This is a genomic window from Kocuria sp. UCD-OTCP, from assembly GCF_000349605.1.
GTDB classification, from domain to species: Bacteria; Actinomycetota; Actinomycetes; order Actinomycetales; family Micrococcaceae; genus Kocuria; species Kocuria rosea.
Map to the genome: position 1 here is coordinate 1 of NZ_AOSQ01000029.1, position 18812 is coordinate 18812.

Sequence of the window (18812 nt, forward strand, 5' to 3'; positions counted from 1 at the left end):
GGTGAACTCGAAAGATCTCACGGTGGCCGCGCTCTCGTCGGCAACGACGAGCAGGGCCACCGCGCTACACCACTATCGGGGGCTCAACTGGCCTTGGGCGGCACCGGTTCCAGCGAAGCTCCCTTGAAGAACTGCACCTGCACGTAATTGGTGTAGCACCGGAACGACAGGAATCAGCCCTCGTCCTCGAACCCGTAGAACGGCTGGTTCCACTTCACGGCCTTGTGCACCGCAGGAACGGTGTGCACGATCAGCTCATCGAGGCGTTGCCCGACATTTCGTTTCCACCCCGGCATGGCCGCGATGTAGTCCTGCACCGGGCCATCACCTTCGCCCTTGGGGATCTGTGGGTTGCCCCCGGACAGCAACCTCGGTCCTGCGTCTTCCTCGTCGCGGTCAGTCATCGGATGACGCCCCCTGAAAGGTCCGTGGCAACGGCCGAGAATTTCCGTGCCTGCGTCGACGCGCCCCAGTGTAGTTCGGGCTCTCGCGTCGGTCACTGCGACGCCGTGCGTGATCGACACCGGTCAGCGCGCACAGCATGGGACCCGTACCGCTGGCAGCAACCTCCTCTTGTGGATCGGGTGCCGCATCAGTGCCTTTCCCAGCCGGCGGGACCTCTACAGGCCCTCGGCGATGGCGCGCAGGGCGTCGAGGTGGCTGGTGTAGGCCGAGCGCCCGGCGGGGGTGAGGGACAACCAGGTGCGGGGGCGCTTGCCGACGTGCCCCTTGCGGATCTTCACGTAGCCGGCGGCCTCGAGCTGGGTAGCCTGTTTGGAGAGCACCGAGTCGGAGACCTCCACGGTGTCGCGCACGCGGGCGAACTCGGCCTCGTCGACCTGGGCCAGGGCGGCAACGATGCTCAGGCGCACCGGGGCGTGGATGAGCTCGTCCAGGCGGTGCCGGGCATGCTGGCCCGCGGTGGCGCTCACTCGGACCCCCAGCGGATCACGGCGGCGGCGACCAGGGCGGGAACGGCGGCGACGGTCGCCCCGGCGGCGACCATGGGCCAGGTGTTGGGCGCGGTCTGGGCGGAGGAGTTGAGCCACGGCAGCACCACGGTCAGCGTGAGCACGAAAGAGGCCGCGATCCCGCCCCGCGACCAGGCCTTGGCCCGGCGTGGCACGGTGCGTGCCACCCGCTCGATCCACCACACCGTCACCAACCACGCGGCAGCGAGCACCGCGGTGCGTAGGGAGTGGCTGACCCAGTCGGCCAAGATGTTCTGCGCAGCCATGTAGAGGGCCGTGGCCACCCCGAACACCGCTGTTGCTGCGGCGTGCACCGTGCGGTCACGGGAGGTGCCCAGGGTGCGCGCCTGGATGTTGGCCAGTTGCGCGCGGGCTTGTTCGGGGGTGATGTGTTGGCTCATGGGGTCCTCTTCGGGCCGGTTGGATGATGCCACCATTCAAACAAGTACTTTCTGAATTGGCAAGTAATTGTCTTCAAGCAACCGGGCCGGTCGAATCGTCGCGTCACTCATGGGATGCGAGACGTCTCGTCCCGAAAATTTGCGCCCGCATGTTTCCGCGGTTCGGCCCGTCTCGCATCCTTGTGCTTTATCCATGTCCCTAGAATTGGATACTCAACGTTAGTTGCGAGACAGATGAGGTGGACATGGGGAAGCTAATCGGGTACGCCAGGGTCTCGACGCGGCAACAGGACGCGGACCGTCAGGTGTCTGACCTGCTGAACGCCGGCGTGCGGCACGATGACGTGTATGTCGACAGTGGAGTGCCTGGAGGGCGTGCTTCGCGTCCGCAGTTCGACCGGGCGGTCGCTGCGCTCGAGGAGGGTGACACGTTGGTGATCACGACGCTGGACCGCTTGGGACGCTCGACGCAGAACATGCTGACCTTCGCCGAAGCATTACGGGGAAGAGGTGCCGGGCTGCGGGTGCTCAACCTCGGCGGGGGAGTCGTGGACACGGCCACCCCGATGGGTTCGATGGTGTTTACGGTCATGGCCGCCTTGGCGCAGATGGAGTTGGAGATCAAGCGGGAGCGGATTACCGACTCGGTGGCCAAGCGCAGGGCTGCCGGCAAGGATCTCGGCGGGCGTCGCCAGACCTTCACCGACTCCCAGATCCGCAACGCGCTGCGGCTGATCGAGTCCGGGGAGCCGGCCACCCAGGTGGCCCGGGACCTTGGCATGTCCCGGGCGACGCTGTACCGGCGGATCCGGGAGCTCCCGCAAGCGACCACCATTTGAATTCGTCAGTACCTGTGGACACCGTGGTGCGTATGAGGCACCTGAGCGGGCTTTTCATCGCTCGGGGTAAACGGGCATGGCAACCACCCCCGGTTCCCTGAGCTCCGCGTGAGCGAATACGGGCCCGCTCGAGGTCCCTTCTGCGTGCCTGCGCCTATGAATACCCTCAGAGCGCGCCCTGATCATGGGTTCCGGCAGGCAGCGGTGCCATGGTGGTGACAACCACGGGCTTCGCGGTCAGTCCGTCGATGAGGTCGTTCAGACGTGCGACCGCGGGCCCTTCGGCGTGCGCTGCGAGGTCGCTGTCGGAGGCCCATTTCTCGATCATCACGATCGACTCGTCCGCGGCGTCGTGAATCGCGTAGAGCAAGCATCCTGGTTCCTCGTGCACAGCGGGAATGGCTTGCTGCAAGGCTTCGATGAGCTGGTTCCGGGAGCCGGCGGCGGGGGTGAACACGGCGGTGACGACAACAGTCATGAAACTGTCCTTCCAGGCGGTGATGTGGAGATAGTCGAGTGGGGTAGATCGACAAAGATAGCTGGCTGGAACGGGGCGTGCCCGATCATCACGCACATACTGCTACCCATTGACATTGCAGTGCACGTTCCTCACTGCGTACGAGGCTAAGAAGTGGTTTCAATAGTCTTTCCGGGGCAGTCGCCGGGCGCAGATGACAGTGATGGCCAGGGTCGCCACAGCGGTCATGGTGGTAGCGCTGCGGTCGTAGTGGATGGCCAGGCGACGGAAGGCCAGCAACCAGGAGATGGTGCGTTCCACGACCCATCGGTGTCGTCCCAGGCGTTCGCTGGAGTCCACCCCGATGCGGGCGATGCGGGCGGTGATCCCGCGCCGGCGCAGGTAGCGCCGGACTCGTCGGTTGTCGTAGGCCTTGTCCGCGTGCAGCTTGACCGGTCTCCGCCGTGGACGTCCCCGTCCTGGTCCCTTGACCGGGCTCAAACCGTCCAGGATTGGCTCCACGAGCATGGAGTCGTGGCGGTTGGCTCCGGTGATCGCCACCGCCAGCGGCAGCCCGTCGGCAGTGACCAGCAGGTGGTACTTCGTGCCGAGTTTGCCGCGATCCGTGGGATTGGGCCCCGTCAGCTCACCCCCTTTTCGCCCGGACGCTCACCGAAGCCAAAGACGCCCTCGACCAGTCCAGCGCCCCGTCCTGGCCGAGCTGGTCCAGGACGGCGTGGTGGAGCTTCTCCCATACCCCGGCCTCCTGCCAGGCCCGTAGTCGGCGCCAGCAGGTGATCCCGGAGCCGAAGCCCAGCTCGGTGGGCAGTTTCTTCCAGGCGATGCCGTTCTCGGCCACGAATAGGATGCCCTCCAGCGCGGCCCGGTCATCGACCCGAGGTCGCCCGGTGCGCCCGTTCTTCGCCGGCGGGGGTGGCGGGATCAAGGGTTCCAGCAGCTCCCACAGCTGGTCGCCGACCGACCGCCGGGAGGCTGTCTGACTCGTCATGGCGGTTATGATCACCGGCCTGACCGACCCCGCTCAATGCCTCAGCCATAACTATTGAAACCATCTCTAAGCCGGCAGCAACCAGGCTGGGGCTTGCCTACACCTGAAGCAGTGCTCGAGCCAGGGAAACTATGAACGCCACGGCGACCAGAGCGGCGGCCCAGGGCAGAGCTCGTTTGAAGCCGTCACGATACATCTCGAGGGTCTCCCCGTGTCGAGGGGAGCCGCTCGTGACTGCGAATAGTGTGTTCGCCGCGTACCGCAGGTACCACTCCCACTTCCGGACGATGATGAGCCACAGAGCCGCTATGCCAAAGAATCCCACCATCATCCACTGGGCGGTTGGTTCCTCGTCGATGCCGAAGGGTGTCAGCAATGCCGCCAAGGGGAAGGCAGCCGCGAGCACGATCAACGGCCAGAAGGCTGCCAGCTCCACGCTGCGCTGGGGCCGCCTGTCCGGATCCTGCACCAGACGGTGGGCCACGAAACGGTGGCCGTACATCAACACCGTGCAGATGACGATCAGCACGAAAAAGCCGATCACGACGGTGATCTCACTGGTGTTCTGCATGTTCTCTCTTGTTTGTCTGGCCTTGGCCGCCCCGACGGTGCCCGTTATCTCTGCCTATCAGTCCTTGAAACCAGCTGCCAGACACACATTTGCTGTTGCGAAAAACCGGGAGCTGCTAGCTGGGCCTGATGTGTCATGACAGGCATTCAAGCCCGAGGACGGCGCGCTCTTGCAGTCGCAGTTGGGGTTCCTGCCGGTGCCACCGTGCCGCGCCTGTGAAGTTCCCCGCCGACATGTTGAAAAGCCTCAATCAGATGGTCCGGGGTGCGGTGTGTATGGCCTTGAGGTAGCGCCAGCTGCGCCGGGTCTGGCGCACATACAACATCGAGTTAATCGTGAGGCCGGCAGCGACCACGCCCCAGGTCGGATCACCCGTGAGGAAGGCGGTGAGGACGAAGCCCACGACGGCGGCCGCACCCAGCGGGATCCACTCGACTAACTCGCACGCGAGAGCACCCGCCGCTGCTCGCTGCGACGGGTCGGTGGGGGGCACGCCGTTCTCCGCAGTGCTGGCAATTGCGTATTGCTGGGACTTGCGCTCGGCCTTCTTGCCGAGACGAGGACGGGGCGCCTGGGTGATCCGCAGGACGCCCCACCCCAAGAGGAAGCCCCCGACCAGCACAGCCATGACGGCCCAGAACGGGGAATCCTCAGGCAACGACCACCACCAGGCCAGCACCGGGAAACCTGCCCCCAGCACGACGGCCGCCGGCAGGGCTCGGACCAGCACCTGGCCGACCGTGGGCACGGGGATGCTCTGCTCCGACTGGGCCAGGGCTTCACGACTGCGTACGTGCTTGCCCATGGTCGAACGCTAACCGGGGGCCAGCCCGGAGGCTATGACGCTCAAGTGGGGAGCGACAGGGCTCCATCCAAGGAGAGCCCAGTGCTGTTGGAGGCATCGGTGCGGTAGAGGTTCCCCTGCGGGCATCGTCGGGTGGCGCAATTTGTGTGAACGGGTCGTGGTCGGTGACGAGGCCTGGAATCGAGCCGCGACCCTTGCTGCTGGGCCATCCGCCGTCGACGACCAGGCCGGCAACATGCAAACGGTGTCTCGGGGCCAGCGGCATTGGCGGGAGAAATCTCGTTCCCCGAACCTGTGCATGGTCAGCCACAAGGTTGGTCATCCGGGGTGCTGTGAGTGGCAGGGGAGGGACTCCCGTCGTCGTCACCAGATCGGGAGATCGCCCTCGCCGGGAGTGACGCGCAGGTCGGACTCTCCGATGGCGACGTCGTTGATGGAGGCCTCGCGGCGGCGCATGTAGCCGAGTGCGTCGAACTCCCACAACTCGTTGCCGTAGGAGAGCCACCACTGCCCGTCGGTGTCGTGCCACTCGTACTGGAATCGGACTCCGATCCGGTTGTCCGTGAAGGACCAGAGGTTCTTGCGCAGGCGGTAGTCGAGCTCGTGGTCCCACTTGTCGGTGAGAAAGGCGACGACCTCTTCACGCCCGCGGATGTGTTGGTCGCGGTTGCGCCACTCGGTGTCGAGGGAGTAGGCGCCGGCGACGCGCTCGGGGTCACGGCTGTTCCAGGCGTCCTCGGCGGCCTGGACCTTGGCGAGGGCGGACTGGTAAGTGAAGGGCGGAAGTGGTGGGCGCGGCTGATCAGGAGTGCTCATGTGCCCATCCTTCCGGGGCGCGGGGTGTGCTCGCCAGTGAAGGCAAACCGCTTTACATATGGCCCGGCTATGGGCAGAGGTCGTTGCGGTATGGCTTCCCGTATTCGGCGTCCCCGTGCAGTGCAGTGCTTCCCGACAAGATGTGCGGCACGGAGCCGGTCGACCTGGGTGCGGAGTCATGCTCGATGGTTTCCGCGCGCTGGACTCAAATCCCGAAGGGTTCCGCGTAGCGCACGGTGCCGGTCGGCAGGGCCCGGTCCGGATCCAGCGACAGCGCCATCAGGGCCTCGTCCGGGACCTCGATGCTCAGCCTGATGCCGTGCATCGAGGCCCGCTCGAAACCGAAGCGCGGGTAGTACTGCGCGTGGCCCAGGACGACGACGAAGGCCTCGCCCCGTTCCCGTGCCGCCCGCAGGACAGCATGGATCGCCGCGGAGCCGGCACCGGTGCGCTGATGGGCCGGTAACACCGCGCACGGTGCCAGGCACAACGCCGGCACCTCGTCGATGTGGCAGCGGGTGAGCAGGACGTGTCCCACCACGGTGCCCTCGGCGGTGGTGGTGACCATCGAAAGTCCGTCGATCCAGGCCGGGTCCTGGCGTAGCGCGTCCACAAGTTCGGCCTCCTCACTGGTGGGGAAGGCGGCGCGGTGGAGGTCGTGGACGGTCGGGACGTCGGCCGGTGTTTCGGTGCGCGTGATCCACCGAGGGCGAGTCTTCACAAGGGGTGCCTGTTCGTGTGTGTCGGAGCCCCGTCGGCGAGAAGGCCGTGGGCAGGAGATGAAGGACGAGGTCGAACTGCCACCGGAGGTGCGGGGACGGTCATCGTCCCCACCCACTTCCGGGTCCTTGTCGGCCAGGTCCTGACCGGGGGCCGTTCCTGCGCGAAGCATGGTGCGCACCCGGTCCCTCGTCCGGATCCGGCGCGCCCCGGTGACGGTCACTCGCCGGAGCGCCCTCGGTCGCGTGATCGCAGCCGGTCGGGCCTTGCTCGTCAGGTGGCGCCGTGCTGGGGCAGGCTCCGTGCTCACGGGCGCGCGCCCGTGCTCGCACACTCCCAGCAGGGGTGCTGTCACTCAAGAGCAGTGGATCAGGAGTCGTCGTCCTGGCTCCACAGCCAATGCAGGTAGATGGCGCCCCATCCCGGACCCAAGGCGTCCACCAGGGCGTTGGCCATCGTGCGGGCCTCCACCCAGGGGTAGCGCTGACCGATCCGCGTGGCCTCCTGGCAGATTCTCTCTGGGTCGTGGCCCTCGTGGTGCAGGGCGACCGCGGTTTCAGTGACCCGGGCCTCGAAGAGCCGTCGGTCCGTCAGGGGCACGGGCTGAAAGGTGATGGACATCAGACTCCCTCAGATCAACGATCGCCCAGGGAGCCGGAGTTGCTCCCACGAGCAGCTCCGCGAATGGTGGAGACATGGTAAGCAACATCACACCCGAATGGCTATTCGAGGCGTTGTCCCATGTGGTACGTACCATGACGCTATTGCCAGCCCCTTCTTCGAAAGCGGCGTTGCCGTCAGGGTTCCACCCGCGGGCTGACTGGACGAACCTCAACGCCGTCCACGCCGACGCTTGAGCCCGCTGACGAACGTCGCAGCAGGGGTTCACCATGCCGTGGCCGGCACCGGGCGACCCCTGATGTTCACCCGCCCACCCCTTCCCGGCCACGGGCCGCGTCTCTACTATCGATGGTGGACGACCGATGGGGCGCGTCACGCCCCGGGAGGTCCCTTCCGGGAGGTCCGCTTTCCAGGAGGACCCCACCCATGAGCGTCTTGAGCACTTTCACCCAGACCGACCCCGCCTCCGCGACGGGATCGTGTGCGGCGCAGACCCCTGCCCGGTTGCGCCGTTATCGGATGCTCGCGGATCGGCCGGGCCTGAAGCTGCACGCCGGGGAACTGGTGCTGTGCATCTACTACGAGTACGCCCCGCACCAGGCGGTCGTGCCGGTGCGCTGCGAGGCCGATGACTACGCCCCTGGTGCGTTGCTGGCGCGGGCGGATGTGGAGTTCCTGGAGCAGTCCGACGAGGTGTTCGGTGCGATGTCCTGGGGCAAACCCGGAGGCCGGTCCTGATCCCTGCCCCCTCGATGCGGTGCTTCACGTCATGCACCGTAGACACTGAGGAATCTGAGCGCCCCCACGCTGTTCACCGTCCCCCTTCTTCCCACTGTGCCTCCCGCTCTCGTGCGAGTTGAGCTTTGCATATGGCGCGGTTAGCGGCAGACCGTGGGGCGGTGGAGGCTCCTCCATCGGCTGATACTGCTGCTGGTGACAGAGTCCTGCTCTCGCTCATCCACGACGGCTGCGCTTGCGCTTAGATCAATTCGGCATGGGGGCCCTCATGGACGGCGAGGTAGATCCTGTTGCGCAGCTCGTTGGCCTCGGCGGACGTGAGTGTCCGCAGGAGCGGGCGGATGTGGATCCGGATCAGCGCGTTGCTCTGGCCCGGGGTGATGCCGAGGCGCTCACGAGCTGTGACCGGAAGCTGCGCACATCGCGTCAACGACAGGACCTCGACGGCTTCGAGGAGGTCCGCGTCCTTGCCCAGGGCTGTCCGGACCCGGTCACCGATGGTCTCGCCGTCTTCGCTGTCGACGAGCACGACGGAGATGTCCCGACGCGTGCCGGGGAGCAGAGAGACCTGCTGCCAGGGCTGCAGGTCGAGCATCTGGGCCGCGATGCGCGGCTCCGAGGAGCGCAGGTAGCGGATATCTGGAATCAACTTGCGCAGCATCAGGGCCCGTTCCAGCCCCATGCCCAGGGCCAGTCCGGACCACTTCTGCGGGTCCAGGCCCGAGCCGCGCAGCACCTCGGGGTGGATTCGTCCGCATTCGGCGAGCTCGAGCCACTCGCCCTCCAGGTTCACGTCCACCTGTCGTCCGCCGAGTGTGTACGGGTGCTCGACGTCGGTGATCTGCCATTGCGCCCCGGGCAGGACCGCTTCGACGCCAGTGGTGATCATTTCGAGCAGGTCCTGATCGGTGGTTTGCGATGTGGACCGGATGCGCCACAGGTCGACCTGATGTGGTTCTCCCACGTGCGTGCGGTCGACGACGTCGCGCCGGTAGACGAGGCCTGGGACGACGAGCAGTTCGTCGACGGCGGACCGGCCGCGGTAGTCCTGCAGGGCCCTGGGCAGTTCCGCGCTGGTGTGGGTACGCAGCACCACGGTCGGTGAGATGTATCGGGTGTACCGCTGTGCTCTGGTGATGTCACCGAGGTCGTAGCCCAGACGGTCGTAGTTGTCACGGACGGCAACTAGAGGTGGATTGCGGACCTGGCGGACGGAGCTGCCCCATTGGTGCTGCAGCGCGGTGACGAGGTTCTCCAGCAGGAGCTGCATCGCGTGCGCGCCTTGTGCCGGGTCGCTGAGGTCACGCAGGCTCAGCGCGCGGGCAAGCTGGTCAGGGCTGAGGTACGGAAGTGCCGACATGGAAGTCTCCTGTGGCGGTGGGGCCGATGCTGGGAACAGAGATTCCCCCGGCCGTGCCTGCGGAGACTAGGCGGCTTGGAAAGGCGCGCTCACTACCCCGCGGCCACTGAACGGCCGGGGGTGAAGAAATCGCTGAGCACGCTTCATGGGGTTAAGGGTAGCAACGATCGCCAGCACCGGCACCTGTGCCGACTGCTGGCCGCAGCCGTGAAGCGCCCGGTCCCGATGGCGGCGCGGGCAGATCCGGCCACCGGTGAAGGAGGGATCAGGTGGGCCATGGACCAGTTCAGTGGCCCGTCAGCAGGGGGGTGAGTGATCGTCTCCAGGAAGGAGGGGGTCGCCAGCACCGGCCGGAACGCCCTAGCCGGCCTCGTCATGGTGGGTCGCCCCCCTGCGCGGCGTGCCCATTGGGGAGGAAGCCGGGCATGCCAGGATTCAGGTGGAAAGCTTGGTGCGGGCGGGGCCCCCGGTGGGTCCCGAAGAGGCAGCCTGTCTCCGCGGCACGGGAACTCTAGGGGCCGGCGCGTGTACCGTCTGTCGGCTACTGAGCCGTGCCCTTGTCGAAGAGGAACCGAGCCACCGCCTGGGCGGACTCGGTGAGATCGCCGTCGTCCCCTTCGCTGATCGCTCCACCGAGCCAGAGATCCGCGAAGCCGTGCACCAGAGACCAGGCCGCGAGGGCGGCGACCTTCGGATCAGTTCCCACCACCTCCGGTGGGAGCGTCGCGACCCCGTGGGAGAGCGCGGCGGCGGCGGCGGCGCGCGCTTGGACGACGTCGGCGCGGGAGGCCTCGTAGAGGTCCGGGCGGAACATGACCTGGGTGTGCGCCCGGTGCTCCACGGCGAAGTGCACGTAGGCGACACCGACCTCGAGGAAGCTGCCGGTGCGTTCGAGCACCTCGGTGAGGTGCTCCGCGAGCATCCGGAAACCCTCTGCCGCCAGCGTCGTCAAGAGCCCGGCCTTGTTGCCGAAGTGATAGGCCGGGGCCGCGTGGGAGACCCCCGCCCGCCGCGCCAGGTCCCGCAGGCTCACCTGGGAGGGCCCCACCTCGAGCACGGCCTGCACCGCGGCATCCAGGACCGCACGATGCAGGTCGCCGTGGTGATAAGCGCGGGGAGTCATACCGGCACCCTACCCCATATCTAGGCATTGACAAGATACGACTGGAGGAGCAGGCTTGTCAGTGACAAGATCGACGCCCAGGAGGGCACCATGTCAGTCCTGATCATCTTCCTCACCGCGACCCTGGCAACACTGGGCGTCGCCGCGATCCTCGGGCGCCGCCGCCTGCGGGAGGCAGCACCCCCGGCTCTCCGCGGAGGTCTCGCGGTGATGTTCCTCGTCACCGGGGTGTCCCATTTCGCGGGTCTCCGCGACGATCTCGTCGCTATCGTGCCGCCCGTGCTGCCCCACCCTGAGCTGCTCGTCACGGTCACCGGGGTGCTGGAGCTCGCCGGCGCCATCGGACTGATGCTGCCGCGCACGGCCGCCTGGGCAGCCGGTGGCCTGGGCCTGCTGATGGTGGCGATCTTCCCCGCGAACATCTACGCCGCGACCGCCGGACTGACGCTGGCAGGGGAACCGGCCACCGCCCTGCTGCCGCGCACCGCCCTGCAACTGCTCTACATCGCAGCCGCTGTCGTCGTGGTGATCACCCATTGGCGACGCGCGGTGTTCAGCGACTCGCTGGGAAATCTCAACGCCGTCCTGCCTCGGGCCTACGGACCCGCCGGAGCAGTAGACGAGGCCCCCAGTGCCGGCATCGTGCTCGTTTCCCGGCTCCGGTTGCGCTCAGCCAGGCACGTGCCGGGCTTCCTTTTCGCTTCGCTGCGGTTGCGGCGGGCTCTGCGACGGGCCCCCGGGGCCCTGTGGTTCGATCTGGCGGCGCAGCCGCTGACCGCCACCTTCTGGACCTGGTCCGGGTGGACGGACGAGGACGCGATGCGCCGCTGCACCCGCTCCGCGCTCCACGCCCACGTCATGCGGACCTACCGGCCGCACCTGCAGGAATCAACCTTCCGCTCGCTGCCCGCAACCCAGGCGCCTGCGACGTGGCCCGAGGTCAGAGGCATGCTCGACGCCCCGACGCCCACGCCCGCCGAACGGTAGCCCGCCGCGGTGGACTCAGGTGTCTGTAGTGGTTCGAGGCGGGATCGGCCGTCGTCGGGTACTGCTGGGCCCAGCGGAGCGTCCTGGCGAACTTCGTCTTCGTCGACTGTATGGCGTGGACCGTTTCGGTCTTGACACCGCAGCGGGAGAATCTCAAGGTGGCGTCAGACCGTTGCGACGTCCGTGGAGTCGCGCATCTGGGGGATGCCATGCACAGCCATCCGTCCGGGAACCATTCCGATGATTCCGTCGCCCAGCCAGGGAAGACCCCTGAGTGGTTGGCGGAGGCGGTGATGACCATGATGCGCACCGGGCGCATCCCGGGACTGTCCCTGGTCGTGGTCGACTCACAGCGGTCGTTGTACGCCGGCGGGTTCGGAACTGCTGACCTGGCCACGGGGGCGCCCGCGACTCCGGCCACGGTGTATCTGTGGTTCTCCATGACCAAGATCGTGACCGCCACGGCCGCCATGACCCTGGTCGAGAGCGGTCGCCTCGAGCTGGACGCCCCGGTGGCCGACTATGTGGGCTGTCTGCGCGCCCCGCGTGCCTCCCAGCCCACGGTAGGGCAGCTGCTGACCCACACCGCGGGGTTGTCCAATCCTCTGCCGCTGCGATGGGTGCACCCGGCCGAGCAGGAGCCGCCGGCGGCCGAGGACCTGCTGCGGTCCGTGATGAGACGACCGCGCGCCTACCGCCACTCCCCGGGGCACAGGGCCCGATACACCAACGTCGGCTACCTTGCGCTGGGTCAGATCATCGAAGCCGTGAGTGGTATGCCGGTGACGTCCTATCTGCAGCAAGCCGTGCTGGATCCGGTGGGCATGACCAGCACCGGGTTCACCTACCGCCCGGAGGCACCAGCCGCCACCGGTTGTGTGCGCGCCCCGCGCGCCGCCGATCCGCTGCTGCGCCGTCTGCTCCCACCCGGGGTGGCCGGGACCCGTCACGGCGCCTACCTGGGCCTGCGGCCCTTCTACGTCGACGGAGCCGCCTACGGCGGTCTGGTCGGCGACGTGACGGATGCCGGACGTTTTCTGCGGCTGCACCTGGGTGATGGCCAGATCGACGGGCACCGCATCCTGTCCGCTGAGACGGCCCGATCGATGCGAGTGATCGAGCACCCGGGGAAGCCCTTCGACCACGGCATCGGCTGGTTCCGCCGCCCCACCCGGGAAACGGGGCAGTGGGTCGAGCACTTCGGGGCCGGCGCCGGATTCTGGAACGTCATGCGTCTTTACCCAGAACATGGCCTGGGCATCGTGGTCATGACCAACAGCACCACGAGCTACGACTTCGAGCCTCTCTTCTCCCTCCTCACGACCGCCTCCTGGTCGTAGCAGGCCGGGGGCACGTCCGTGAGGGGGGCCGTGGGCGTCCGTCGTGCGGCGGTGCCGGGCTCCCAGGATCCGTGCGGGCGGACGGCGAGCGGCACCGTGACCGCTCAGGGGTTAGTGGTGATGTCCCCGCCGAGCTCGTCCCGTAGCTGCTGCAGCGGGGCCGCGTCCCTCGAGATGACGACCCAGTTGTCCGCGTGCAGGAAGGAGGCGCCCTGCTCGCTGCTGAGGGTGTTCAACAGCCCCTCCATGCGCTCCTTGGAGTCCGTGACGGCCATGGCCATGCGTCCGTTGGCGCAGTCCAGGTAGGTGGTCTCCGGGTCGGCCGGGGCGCGCAGCTGGTCCGTGCCCGGGCAGTCGATGCCGGCCCCGACGACGTCGTCGCGCAGCGCCGTCGCGTCCTCGTAGGCGGCCCCGCCGGCCACCATCGCCTGGATGTCGTCGGCGGTCGGCGCGCAGCCGGTCAGGGCGAGGGCGGAGAGAGCGAGCAGAGCGGGAACGGGTCGGCGCATGGGACGTCCTGTCGTCGAGGGGATCGGGTGGCATGCTGGGGCCGGCGTGCGGACGGGGGCGGGCCCGGGTCCGGTGCGCGGTGCGCCGTCCGTCGGCGCCGCGCTCACGGGGCGGCTCCCTGCTCCGGACGGTGGTGCTCGTCGAGGACACGGGTGAGGACCCGGCCCGGGGTGTGCCGGTACTCGGGGTCGATGCGCTCGAGCACGGCGACGATCGCCTCGACGTCGTAGTCCACGGACGGGTCACCGCCGTGGTGGCTCCAGCGGCGCTCGGCCACCCACGCCCACACGTGCACGGGCCGGCACCGCCGGCAGGTCCCGTGCTCCGCGGTGAGACAGTCGGGCCCCACCGGCTGGTTGAGCCCGGCGATCTCCGCGGGAGTGCGCCGGTGGCGCTCCACCACGACCCAGAATCTCTCGTCGGGGATCCGGGAGAGGTCCGAGCTCAGACCGGCCAGGGCTTCTCGCGCCCGGACCACGTCGTAGTAGAAGTCCGGCCTCGACCAGGGCGGGACGCGGTGCCGGGCGCGCAGCGCCTCGACCACAGCCGCCTCCTGCGCCGCGGCGATCTCGGCCGCCGTCCGCGGCGACGGGTCCGCGGCCGAGCGCCAGAGGCCGTCGAACAGGGCGGCGCCCTCGGTGCAGGCCTGACGGACCAGCAGCGTGCCGACGTCCGGGGAGCGCCGCTGGGACCAGAGCGCCCCGGAGAGCCGCTCGTAGACCTGTCCGTCGTCCAGGGTGAAGCTCCTCCGGTCGGCGGCCACGACCACACGGCGGGTGGTGGGCTCCCCGGTGGCTCCGGTGCGGGCGGGGATAACCACCGCGCGCGCACCGGGGTACACGGCACCGCCCTGGTTCAGCCTCCGCCGCTCGTCCACCGTCCGGTGACCCCGGCTCAGCGGGCCGGCCGGCGCGGCCGGCTGCGGGACCCGGTCTCACCGCGGCCCGGGGCGGTGGAGACGGCCGGGGCACCGAACGGCACGAGGACCGGGTCGGTCTGCCGGGCGACGGGCTCAGCGGCCATGGTGGTGCTCCTCGTGGAGTCGGAGTCGGGGTCGGAGTCGGGGGTCGACGGGCGATGCGGGCGTCCGGCGCCTGCTGGGGGAACCGTAACAGCCGCCGCGCCCGGGGCGGCGGAGGTCGTCAGGCAACGGGCCGGCGGTCCTCCCCGGCGAGGGCGCTCATGCGGTCCCCGGCGGCGTCCATGCCCAGCGAGGCGAGCACCGCGAGCGCGGCCATCCACCGGCGCGGATGGGCCGCCCCGCGGGCGACCAGCCACCGCTCGAGCATCGCGTCGATCCGCAGCGAGGCGGCCTGGACCCCGCACGTCGCCGCGCCGAGACCCAGCAGCAGCGCCGCCCGCGCCGCCACCGGCAGCCGCTGCGCCGCGACGGGGCTCCCGTCGGCCAGGGTCCCGGCCTCGGTGCCGACGTCGACGGAGTCCTCCCCGCCGGTGTTCCGGGAGAGCACCCACGCTCCTGCGCCGGCGACCAGGACTCCCGGCACCACGACGTACGCGGCGCGCACCCGGGGCGACCAGCCGGACGGGGAGACCAGCGTCAGCGCTCCGGCGGCCGCGGAGCTGGTCAGGGACAGCACGAGATTGTTCATGGTTCTACGCTACGTCCCGCGTCCCCGGTCGTCACCCGGTCCGGCCGGTCGTCGGCCTACGCTGGGGGCAGGACCGAGAGGGAGGCGGAGATGCGGATTCTCGTCGCACATGCCAGCGCACACGGGTCGACGGCGGAGATCGCCCGGCGGATCGCCGACGTGCTCCGGGACGAGGGCTCGTCGGTCGACGTCGGGCCCATGGAACAGCAGGACGGTCTCGGCGACTACGACGCCGTCGTGCTCGGCAGTGCCATCCACGACCAGGACTGGCTGCCGGTGGCCACCGCGTTCGTCCACCGCCACCAGGCCGTGCTGCGGACCCGGCCGGTGTGGCTGTTCAGCGTGGGGATGTCCGCGGCCCTGCCCCGGATCCTTCGCGGACCGGGCCGCCGCGCCCAGAACCGGCGGCTGGCCGCGTCCCTGCGGGAGGTGGTGCACCCGCGCGGGCACCTGCTGCTGTCCGGGGTGGCGCAGGCCGAGCAGCTGCCGGGCTGGGCCGGACTCCTCCTCCGGGGGACAGGGGGGCGCTTCGGCGACCACCGGGACTGGCCCCGGATCGAGGCCTGGACCCGCGACATCGCCGGGACGCTAAGGACGGCCACCCGCGCCGGGTGATCCGCGGCCGTGCCCGCGACCTCCACCCTGGTGGAGAAGGATGTGCCCCCGAGGCCAGTGTTCCGATCGTCCCCGTCGCAGGGCGGGTGGGCCCCGGTACCCGGGGTCCCAGCCCTCGTCGAGGGGAGCGGTCGGCTCGACCGCAGCCCCGGGCGTCAGCGGCCCGGTCACGGGCACCCGTTCCCAGGAGGTCGTCGTGCCGGCAGCCGCAGCCGCGGGTCTCCCGATCGCGGTGGGACTGCTCGCCGCCTCCCTGCCCGTCGCCGTGATCATGCTGATGCTCGTCACCAGCGGGACCCGGGGCGCGGTCACCGCGTTCCTGTCCGGCTGGATCGCCGGGATCGCCGTCGTGACCGCCCTCACCGTGCTGGTCGTCGACACGACCCTGCCCCGCGACGATCCCGCGCCCTGGGTCGGCGTCCTGCGGGTCGTGCTCGGCGGCACCCTGCTGCTGCTGGGGGTCAAGCAGTGGCGGAGCCGGTCGCTCGAGGGGTCGCAGCCGGCGCGGTGGATGACCGCGGTCGACACGATGACGCCCCCGAAGGCCCTGGCCGTGGCCTTCCTGCTGGTCACGGTGAACCCGAAGAACGCGGTGCTGGTCGTCACGGGGGCGGCCGCGATCGCGACTGCCACGGCGTCCGTGGCGCACCAGGTGCTCGCGCTCCTGCTGTTCACGGGGGTCGCCAGCGCCGCGGTCGCCGCCCCGGTGCTGCTCCACGTGGTCCTGGGGGACCGGGCCGCCACGGTGCTGGCGGCCGCGAAGGGGTGGATGACCGCCAACGGTTCCTGGGTGATGACCGTCGTGCTGGTCGTCATCGGCGCGGTGCTCCTCGGCAACGGTGTGAGCGGACTGCGGTCCGGCTGACCGTGACCGTGCCCCGGCCCACCCGCGGCGGCTAGGGGGCGCCCGCAGGCCCGCCGGGCCCGCGGCGCTCGCGGCGCTCGCGGCGCCGGCCCAGCTCGTGGGCGCTCACCGCCACGAGGGTCATCACGACCAGGGGCAGCACGAATGAGACCATCACGGAGCTGAACCCCTCCAGGGCGTCGTGCTCGGTGGCCGCCAGTAGCACGTACCCGGTGTAGGCGAAGTACAGGACCAGGAACAGACCGCCCTCCCAGCGGGCCACGGCGAACCCGGTGAAGGCGATGGGCAGCAGCGCCACCACGGCGGCCGGCATCCCCGGGATGTCCAGGGCCACGGCCGCCGCCGGTACCGGCAGGCCGCCGTCGACGAGGATCGCCGGCACCCCGAGCACCAGTCCGAGGTTCAGCAGGCAGTTGCCCACGACGTTGCCGATGGCGAGATCCCGCTGTCCCCGGCGGACCGCGACGACGGACGCGGCCAGTTCGGGCAGGGACGTCCCGAGGGCGACCACCGTGAGCCCGACGACGAGGCCGCTGACGCCCAGGGCCGTGGCGACGTCGACCGCCCCCCTCGACGAGGACCGTGGCCCCGGCCACGAGAAGCCCCACCCCCACCACGACGAGCACGATCGAGACACCGGCCGAGGCCTCCCCGGCCGGTGGCCCGTCGACATCGGGTGCGGCGGGCGGCCGGTCCGGCGGAGGGTCCGGCGCCCCGGCGGGGGAGGCGGCGTCCCGGCGGCCGATCAGCACCGTCAGGACCCCGTGGACGAGCACCGCTGCGAACAGCACCGTGCCGTCCGTGCCGCTGACCCGACCGTCCAGGGACACGAGCGCAACGTCATGCCGAGCACGATGCGCCCCACGTCCAGGACCGTCATGGGCGCCGGTCCAGAACTGCCGCCCGGGAGGACAGGGGCAGTGCGCGGGATCCGTCACGGCTCGGGTGCCGCGTGGATGCGGACAGGATCTGTCCGCCACGGGGAGGACACTGGACCTGTCACCGGACGCTGCGCCGGAGGCGCCCCGATCAGGAGGGAACCGCCATGACCGACCTCGACGTCGCCGCCTGTGCCGCCGACCAGATCGACCGGCACTGGACCCACCAGCTGCGGCCCCGCCTCGCCGGCCTGACCGACGAGGAGTACTTCTTCGACCCCACCGGCGGGTCCGCGTGGACGGTCCATCCCCGGGCCGAGGAACGCACCCCGATGCAGACGGGCCGCGGGGAGCTCGTGCTGGACTTCGCCTTCCCCGAACCGGTGCCCGCGCCGTTCACGACCATCGCCTGGCGGCTGGCGCACGTCGTCGTCGGGGTCCTCGCCGCGCGCAGCCACGGGCACTTCGCCGGCCCCGAGGCGTCCTACCAGAGCTGGGCGTACGCCGGGACCGCGGAGGAGGCGCTGGCCCAGCTCGACCGCGAGTTCGCCCGCTGGACGGCCGGGGTGCACTCGCTGACGGACTCGGACCTGGCGCGCCCGTGCGGCCCGGTGGAGGGCCCGTACGCGGACCTGCCGATGCTCGCCCTGGTGCTGCACATCAACCGCGAGCTGATCCACCACGGGGCGGAGCTCGCCCTGCTGCGCGACCTGTACGCCCACACCCGCTGAGCCCCGCGCCGCACGACACCTCAGGAGCCCACCGTGCCCTTCCTCACCCCCACCGTCACCGACGAGCGCGACGCCCTGGCGGCCTTCGCGAGCCAGCAGATCCGCCAGGTCGCCACCACCCTCCAGGGCCTCGACGCCGAGCAGCTGCGGGCGACGCCCTCGGCGAGCGCCATGAGCCTGGGCGCGCTGGCCCGGCACGTCCTGTTCATCGGCGGGCACGGTCCGTTCGCAGTGCTCACGGATCCCGGCCGGACCTCCGGGGAGCCGCTGGACGAGGCCGGCTGGGCCGCCGGGGCGATCCTGCCGCAGGCCGTGCGCCCGGAGGACACCGCCGAGTCCCTGGGCGCGGCCCTGAACGCGCTGGCCGACCGCGTCGAGGCCGGGCTGCGCACCGCGGACCCGGAGGCCCGCATCCCCGTCCCGGACGCCCCGTGGTTCCCGCGGGACCTGGTGACGTGGCCCGCCCGGTGGGTGGCGCTGCACATGGTCGAGGAGAACGCCCGGCACGCCGGGCACGCCGACATCCTGCGCGAGTCCCTCGACGGGCGGACCGCCTACGAGCTCAACGCCCTCGCGGACGGGGAGACGTGGAGCCCGCAGGACTGACCGGCCGGGGGGGCTACTCGTCGTCCGACGGGCGCCCGGTCCCCGCCTCCGGGTCCTCCGGCGGCGGGGCGTCGTCCTCGGCCTCCTCGGGGGGAGCGCCGGCGCGCCGGTTGCTCTCGTCGGTGGTGGCGGTCAGCCAGGTCTCGTCTCGGACGCCCAGTCCCTCCTGGCTCGTCTCCGCCCAGGCCTCGTCGCGGTCCGCGGGCTCGGGGTAACGGTCCATCTCCGGCTCCTGTCCT

At 69.8% G+C, this 18812-nt stretch carries 26 protein-coding genes; 8 read left to right on the plus strand and 18 right to left on the minus strand.

Translation table 11 applies throughout. From position 1 onward, the window contains the following. Positions 1 to 173: 173 nt before the first annotated feature. From H488_RS29415 to H488_RS29425, 3 genes are all read right to left on the minus strand, one after another. Complete coding sequence (locus tag H488_RS29415; RefSeq protein ID WP_202804022.1) at positions 174 to 404, minus strand: hypothetical protein; 231 nt, start codon at positions 402 to 404, stop codon at positions 174 to 176. A 216-nt stretch (positions 405 to 620) separates the two neighbouring features. Then, the gene (locus H488_RS29420) at positions 621 to 932 is read right to left on the minus strand and encodes a winged helix-turn-helix domain-containing protein (RefSeq protein ID WP_017833773.1); all 312 of its coding nucleotides are present in this window, start codon (positions 930 to 932) and stop codon (positions 621 to 623) included. Next, entirely contained in the window at positions 929 to 1372 is a 444-nt protein-coding gene (locus H488_RS29425) for a hypothetical protein (protein ID WP_017833774.1), read from the minus strand. The genes H488_RS29420 and H488_RS29425 overlap by 4 nt, the downstream gene beginning before the upstream one ends. Before the next feature lie 245 nt (positions 1373 to 1617). On the opposite strand from H488_RS29425, the gene H488_RS29430 reads away from it, so the two are divergent. Next, entirely contained in the window at positions 1618 to 2211 is a 594-nt protein-coding gene (locus H488_RS29430; RefSeq protein ID WP_017833775.1) for a recombinase family protein, read from the plus strand. A 166-nt stretch (positions 2212 to 2377) separates the two neighbouring features. Here H488_RS29430 and H488_RS29435 read toward each other — a convergent pair whose 3' ends face one another. The 7 genes from H488_RS29435 to H488_RS29465 form a co-directional block, all read right to left on the minus strand. After that, on the minus strand, positions 2378 to 2689 hold the full coding sequence (locus H488_RS29435; protein WP_017833776.1) for a putative quinol monooxygenase: 312 nt from the start codon (positions 2687 to 2689) through the stop codon (positions 2378 to 2380). Between the two features lie 159 nt (positions 2690 to 2848). Beyond that, positions 2849 to 3677 (minus strand): IS5 family transposase gene (locus tag H488_RS36615; protein ID WP_373419175.1). Its coding sequence is split into 2 segments (ribosomal slippage): positions 2849 to 3332 and positions 3331 to 3677, totalling 831 coding nucleotides; the frame shifts between segments, so codons are not numbered across the junction. 97 nt (positions 3678 to 3774) lie between these two features. Beyond that, a complete protein-coding gene (locus tag H488_RS29445; protein ID WP_017833777.1) occupies positions 3775 to 4248 on the minus strand; it encodes a hypothetical protein in 474 nt (157 codons plus the stop codon). A gap of 250 nt (positions 4249 to 4498) precedes the next feature. After that, positions 4499 to 5053, minus strand: coding sequence for a hypothetical protein (locus H488_RS29450; protein ID WP_017833778.1), 555 nt, complete (start codon positions 5051 to 5053; stop codon positions 4499 to 4501). Positions 5054 to 5416: 363 nt separating this feature from the next. Further along, positions 5417 to 5869 carry a nuclear transport factor 2 family protein gene (locus H488_RS29455; protein WP_017833779.1) on the minus strand — a complete coding sequence of 151 codons (453 nt, stop codon included), beginning with the start codon at positions 5867 to 5869 and terminating at the stop codon, positions 5417 to 5419. A gap of 205 nt (positions 5870 to 6074) precedes the next feature. Then, a complete protein-coding gene (locus tag H488_RS29460; protein ID WP_017833780.1) occupies positions 6075 to 6590 on the minus strand; it encodes a GNAT family N-acetyltransferase in 516 nt (171 codons plus the stop codon). Between the two features lie 368 nt (positions 6591 to 6958). Then, positions 6959 to 7210, minus strand: coding sequence for a hypothetical protein (locus tag H488_RS29465; protein ID WP_017833781.1), 252 nt, complete (start codon positions 7208 to 7210; stop codon positions 6959 to 6961). Positions 7211 to 7636: 426 nt separating this feature from the next. Here H488_RS29465 and H488_RS29470 point away from each other — a divergent pair, with 426 nt between their 5' ends. Next, complete coding sequence (locus H488_RS29470; protein ID WP_017833782.1) at positions 7637 to 7948, plus strand: hypothetical protein; 312 nt, start codon at positions 7637 to 7639, stop codon at positions 7946 to 7948. Positions 7949 to 8189: 241 nt separating this feature from the next. On the opposite strand, the gene srmL is transcribed toward H488_RS29470, so the two are convergent. Then, on the minus strand, positions 8190 to 9308 hold the full coding sequence (gene srmL, locus H488_RS29475; RefSeq protein WP_017833783.1) for a PheS-related mystery ligase SrmL: 1119 nt from the start codon (positions 9306 to 9308) through the stop codon (positions 8190 to 8192). A 541-nt stretch (positions 9309 to 9849) separates the two neighbouring features. Beyond that, entirely contained in the window at positions 9850 to 10431 is a 582-nt protein-coding gene (locus H488_RS29480) for a TetR/AcrR family transcriptional regulator (protein WP_031283159.1), read from the minus strand. Positions 10432 to 10521: 90 nt separating this feature from the next. Between H488_RS29480 and H488_RS36620 the strand changes: the two genes are divergently transcribed. Further along, positions 10522 to 11418 (plus strand): DoxX family protein, encoded by an 897-nt coding sequence (locus tag H488_RS36620; protein ID WP_017833785.1) that lies wholly within the window; start codon positions 10522 to 10524, stop codon positions 11416 to 11418. A gap of 131 nt (positions 11419 to 11549) precedes the next feature. After that, positions 11550 to 12758 (plus strand): serine hydrolase domain-containing protein, encoded by a 1209-nt coding sequence (locus H488_RS29485; RefSeq protein WP_237740445.1) that lies wholly within the window; start codon positions 11550 to 11552, stop codon positions 12756 to 12758. 104 nt (positions 12759 to 12862) lie between these two features. On the opposite strand, the gene H488_RS29490 is transcribed toward H488_RS29485, so the two are convergent. The 4 genes from H488_RS29490 to H488_RS29500 form a co-directional block, all read right to left on the minus strand. Continuing rightward, positions 12863 to 13267 carry a hypothetical protein gene (locus tag H488_RS29490; protein ID WP_017833787.1) on the minus strand — a complete coding sequence of 135 codons (405 nt, stop codon included), beginning with the start codon at positions 13265 to 13267 and terminating at the stop codon, positions 12863 to 12865. Positions 13268 to 13371: 104 nt separating this feature from the next. Then, complete coding sequence (locus H488_RS29495; protein ID WP_150110349.1) at positions 13372 to 14088, minus strand: hypothetical protein; 717 nt, start codon at positions 14086 to 14088, stop codon at positions 13372 to 13374. A 74-nt stretch (positions 14089 to 14162) separates the two neighbouring features. Beyond that, positions 14163 to 14291 carry a hypothetical protein gene (locus tag H488_RS38240; protein WP_017833789.1) on the minus strand — a complete coding sequence of 43 codons (129 nt, stop codon included), beginning with the start codon at positions 14289 to 14291 and terminating at the stop codon, positions 14163 to 14165. A gap of 119 nt (positions 14292 to 14410) precedes the next feature. Next, entirely contained in the window at positions 14411 to 14878 is a 468-nt protein-coding gene (locus H488_RS29500) for a hypothetical protein (protein ID WP_017833790.1), read from the minus strand. Positions 14879 to 14968: 90 nt separating this feature from the next. Between H488_RS29500 and H488_RS29505 the strand changes: the two genes are divergently transcribed. Both H488_RS29505 and H488_RS29510 read left to right on the plus strand, forming a co-directional pair. Beyond that, a complete protein-coding gene (locus tag H488_RS29505; RefSeq protein ID WP_017833791.1) occupies positions 14969 to 15493 on the plus strand; it encodes a flavodoxin domain-containing protein in 525 nt (174 codons plus the stop codon). A gap of 196 nt (positions 15494 to 15689) precedes the next feature. Next, the gene (locus H488_RS29510; protein WP_017833792.1) at positions 15690 to 16358 is read left to right on the plus strand and encodes a GAP family protein; all 669 of its coding nucleotides are present in this window, start codon (positions 15690 to 15692) and stop codon (positions 16356 to 16358) included. 31 nt (positions 16359 to 16389) lie between these two features. Here H488_RS29510 and H488_RS37980 read toward each other — a convergent pair whose 3' ends face one another. After that, on the minus strand, positions 16390 to 16995 hold the full coding sequence (locus H488_RS37980; RefSeq protein ID WP_237740446.1) for a sodium:calcium antiporter: 606 nt from the start codon (positions 16993 to 16995) through the stop codon (positions 16390 to 16392). Positions 16996 to 17403: 408 nt separating this feature from the next. On the opposite strand from H488_RS37980, the gene H488_RS29515 reads away from it, so the two are divergent. Together H488_RS29515 and H488_RS29520 are read left to right on the plus strand one after the other, a co-directional pair. Beyond that, positions 17404 to 17967 (plus strand): DinB family protein, encoded by a 564-nt coding sequence (locus tag H488_RS29515; RefSeq protein ID WP_017833794.1) that lies wholly within the window; start codon positions 17404 to 17406, stop codon positions 17965 to 17967. A 33-nt stretch (positions 17968 to 18000) separates the two neighbouring features. Next, positions 18001 to 18573 carry a mycothiol transferase gene (locus tag H488_RS29520; protein ID WP_017833795.1) on the plus strand — a complete coding sequence of 191 codons (573 nt, stop codon included), beginning with the start codon at positions 18001 to 18003 and terminating at the stop codon, positions 18571 to 18573. Positions 18574 to 18586: 13 nt separating this feature from the next. On the opposite strand, the gene H488_RS29525 is transcribed toward H488_RS29520, so the two are convergent. Continuing rightward, on the minus strand, positions 18587 to 18796 hold the full coding sequence (locus H488_RS29525) for a hypothetical protein (RefSeq protein ID WP_017833796.1): 210 nt from the start codon (positions 18794 to 18796) through the stop codon (positions 18587 to 18589). Between the last annotated feature and the right edge of the window lie 16 nt (positions 18797 to 18812).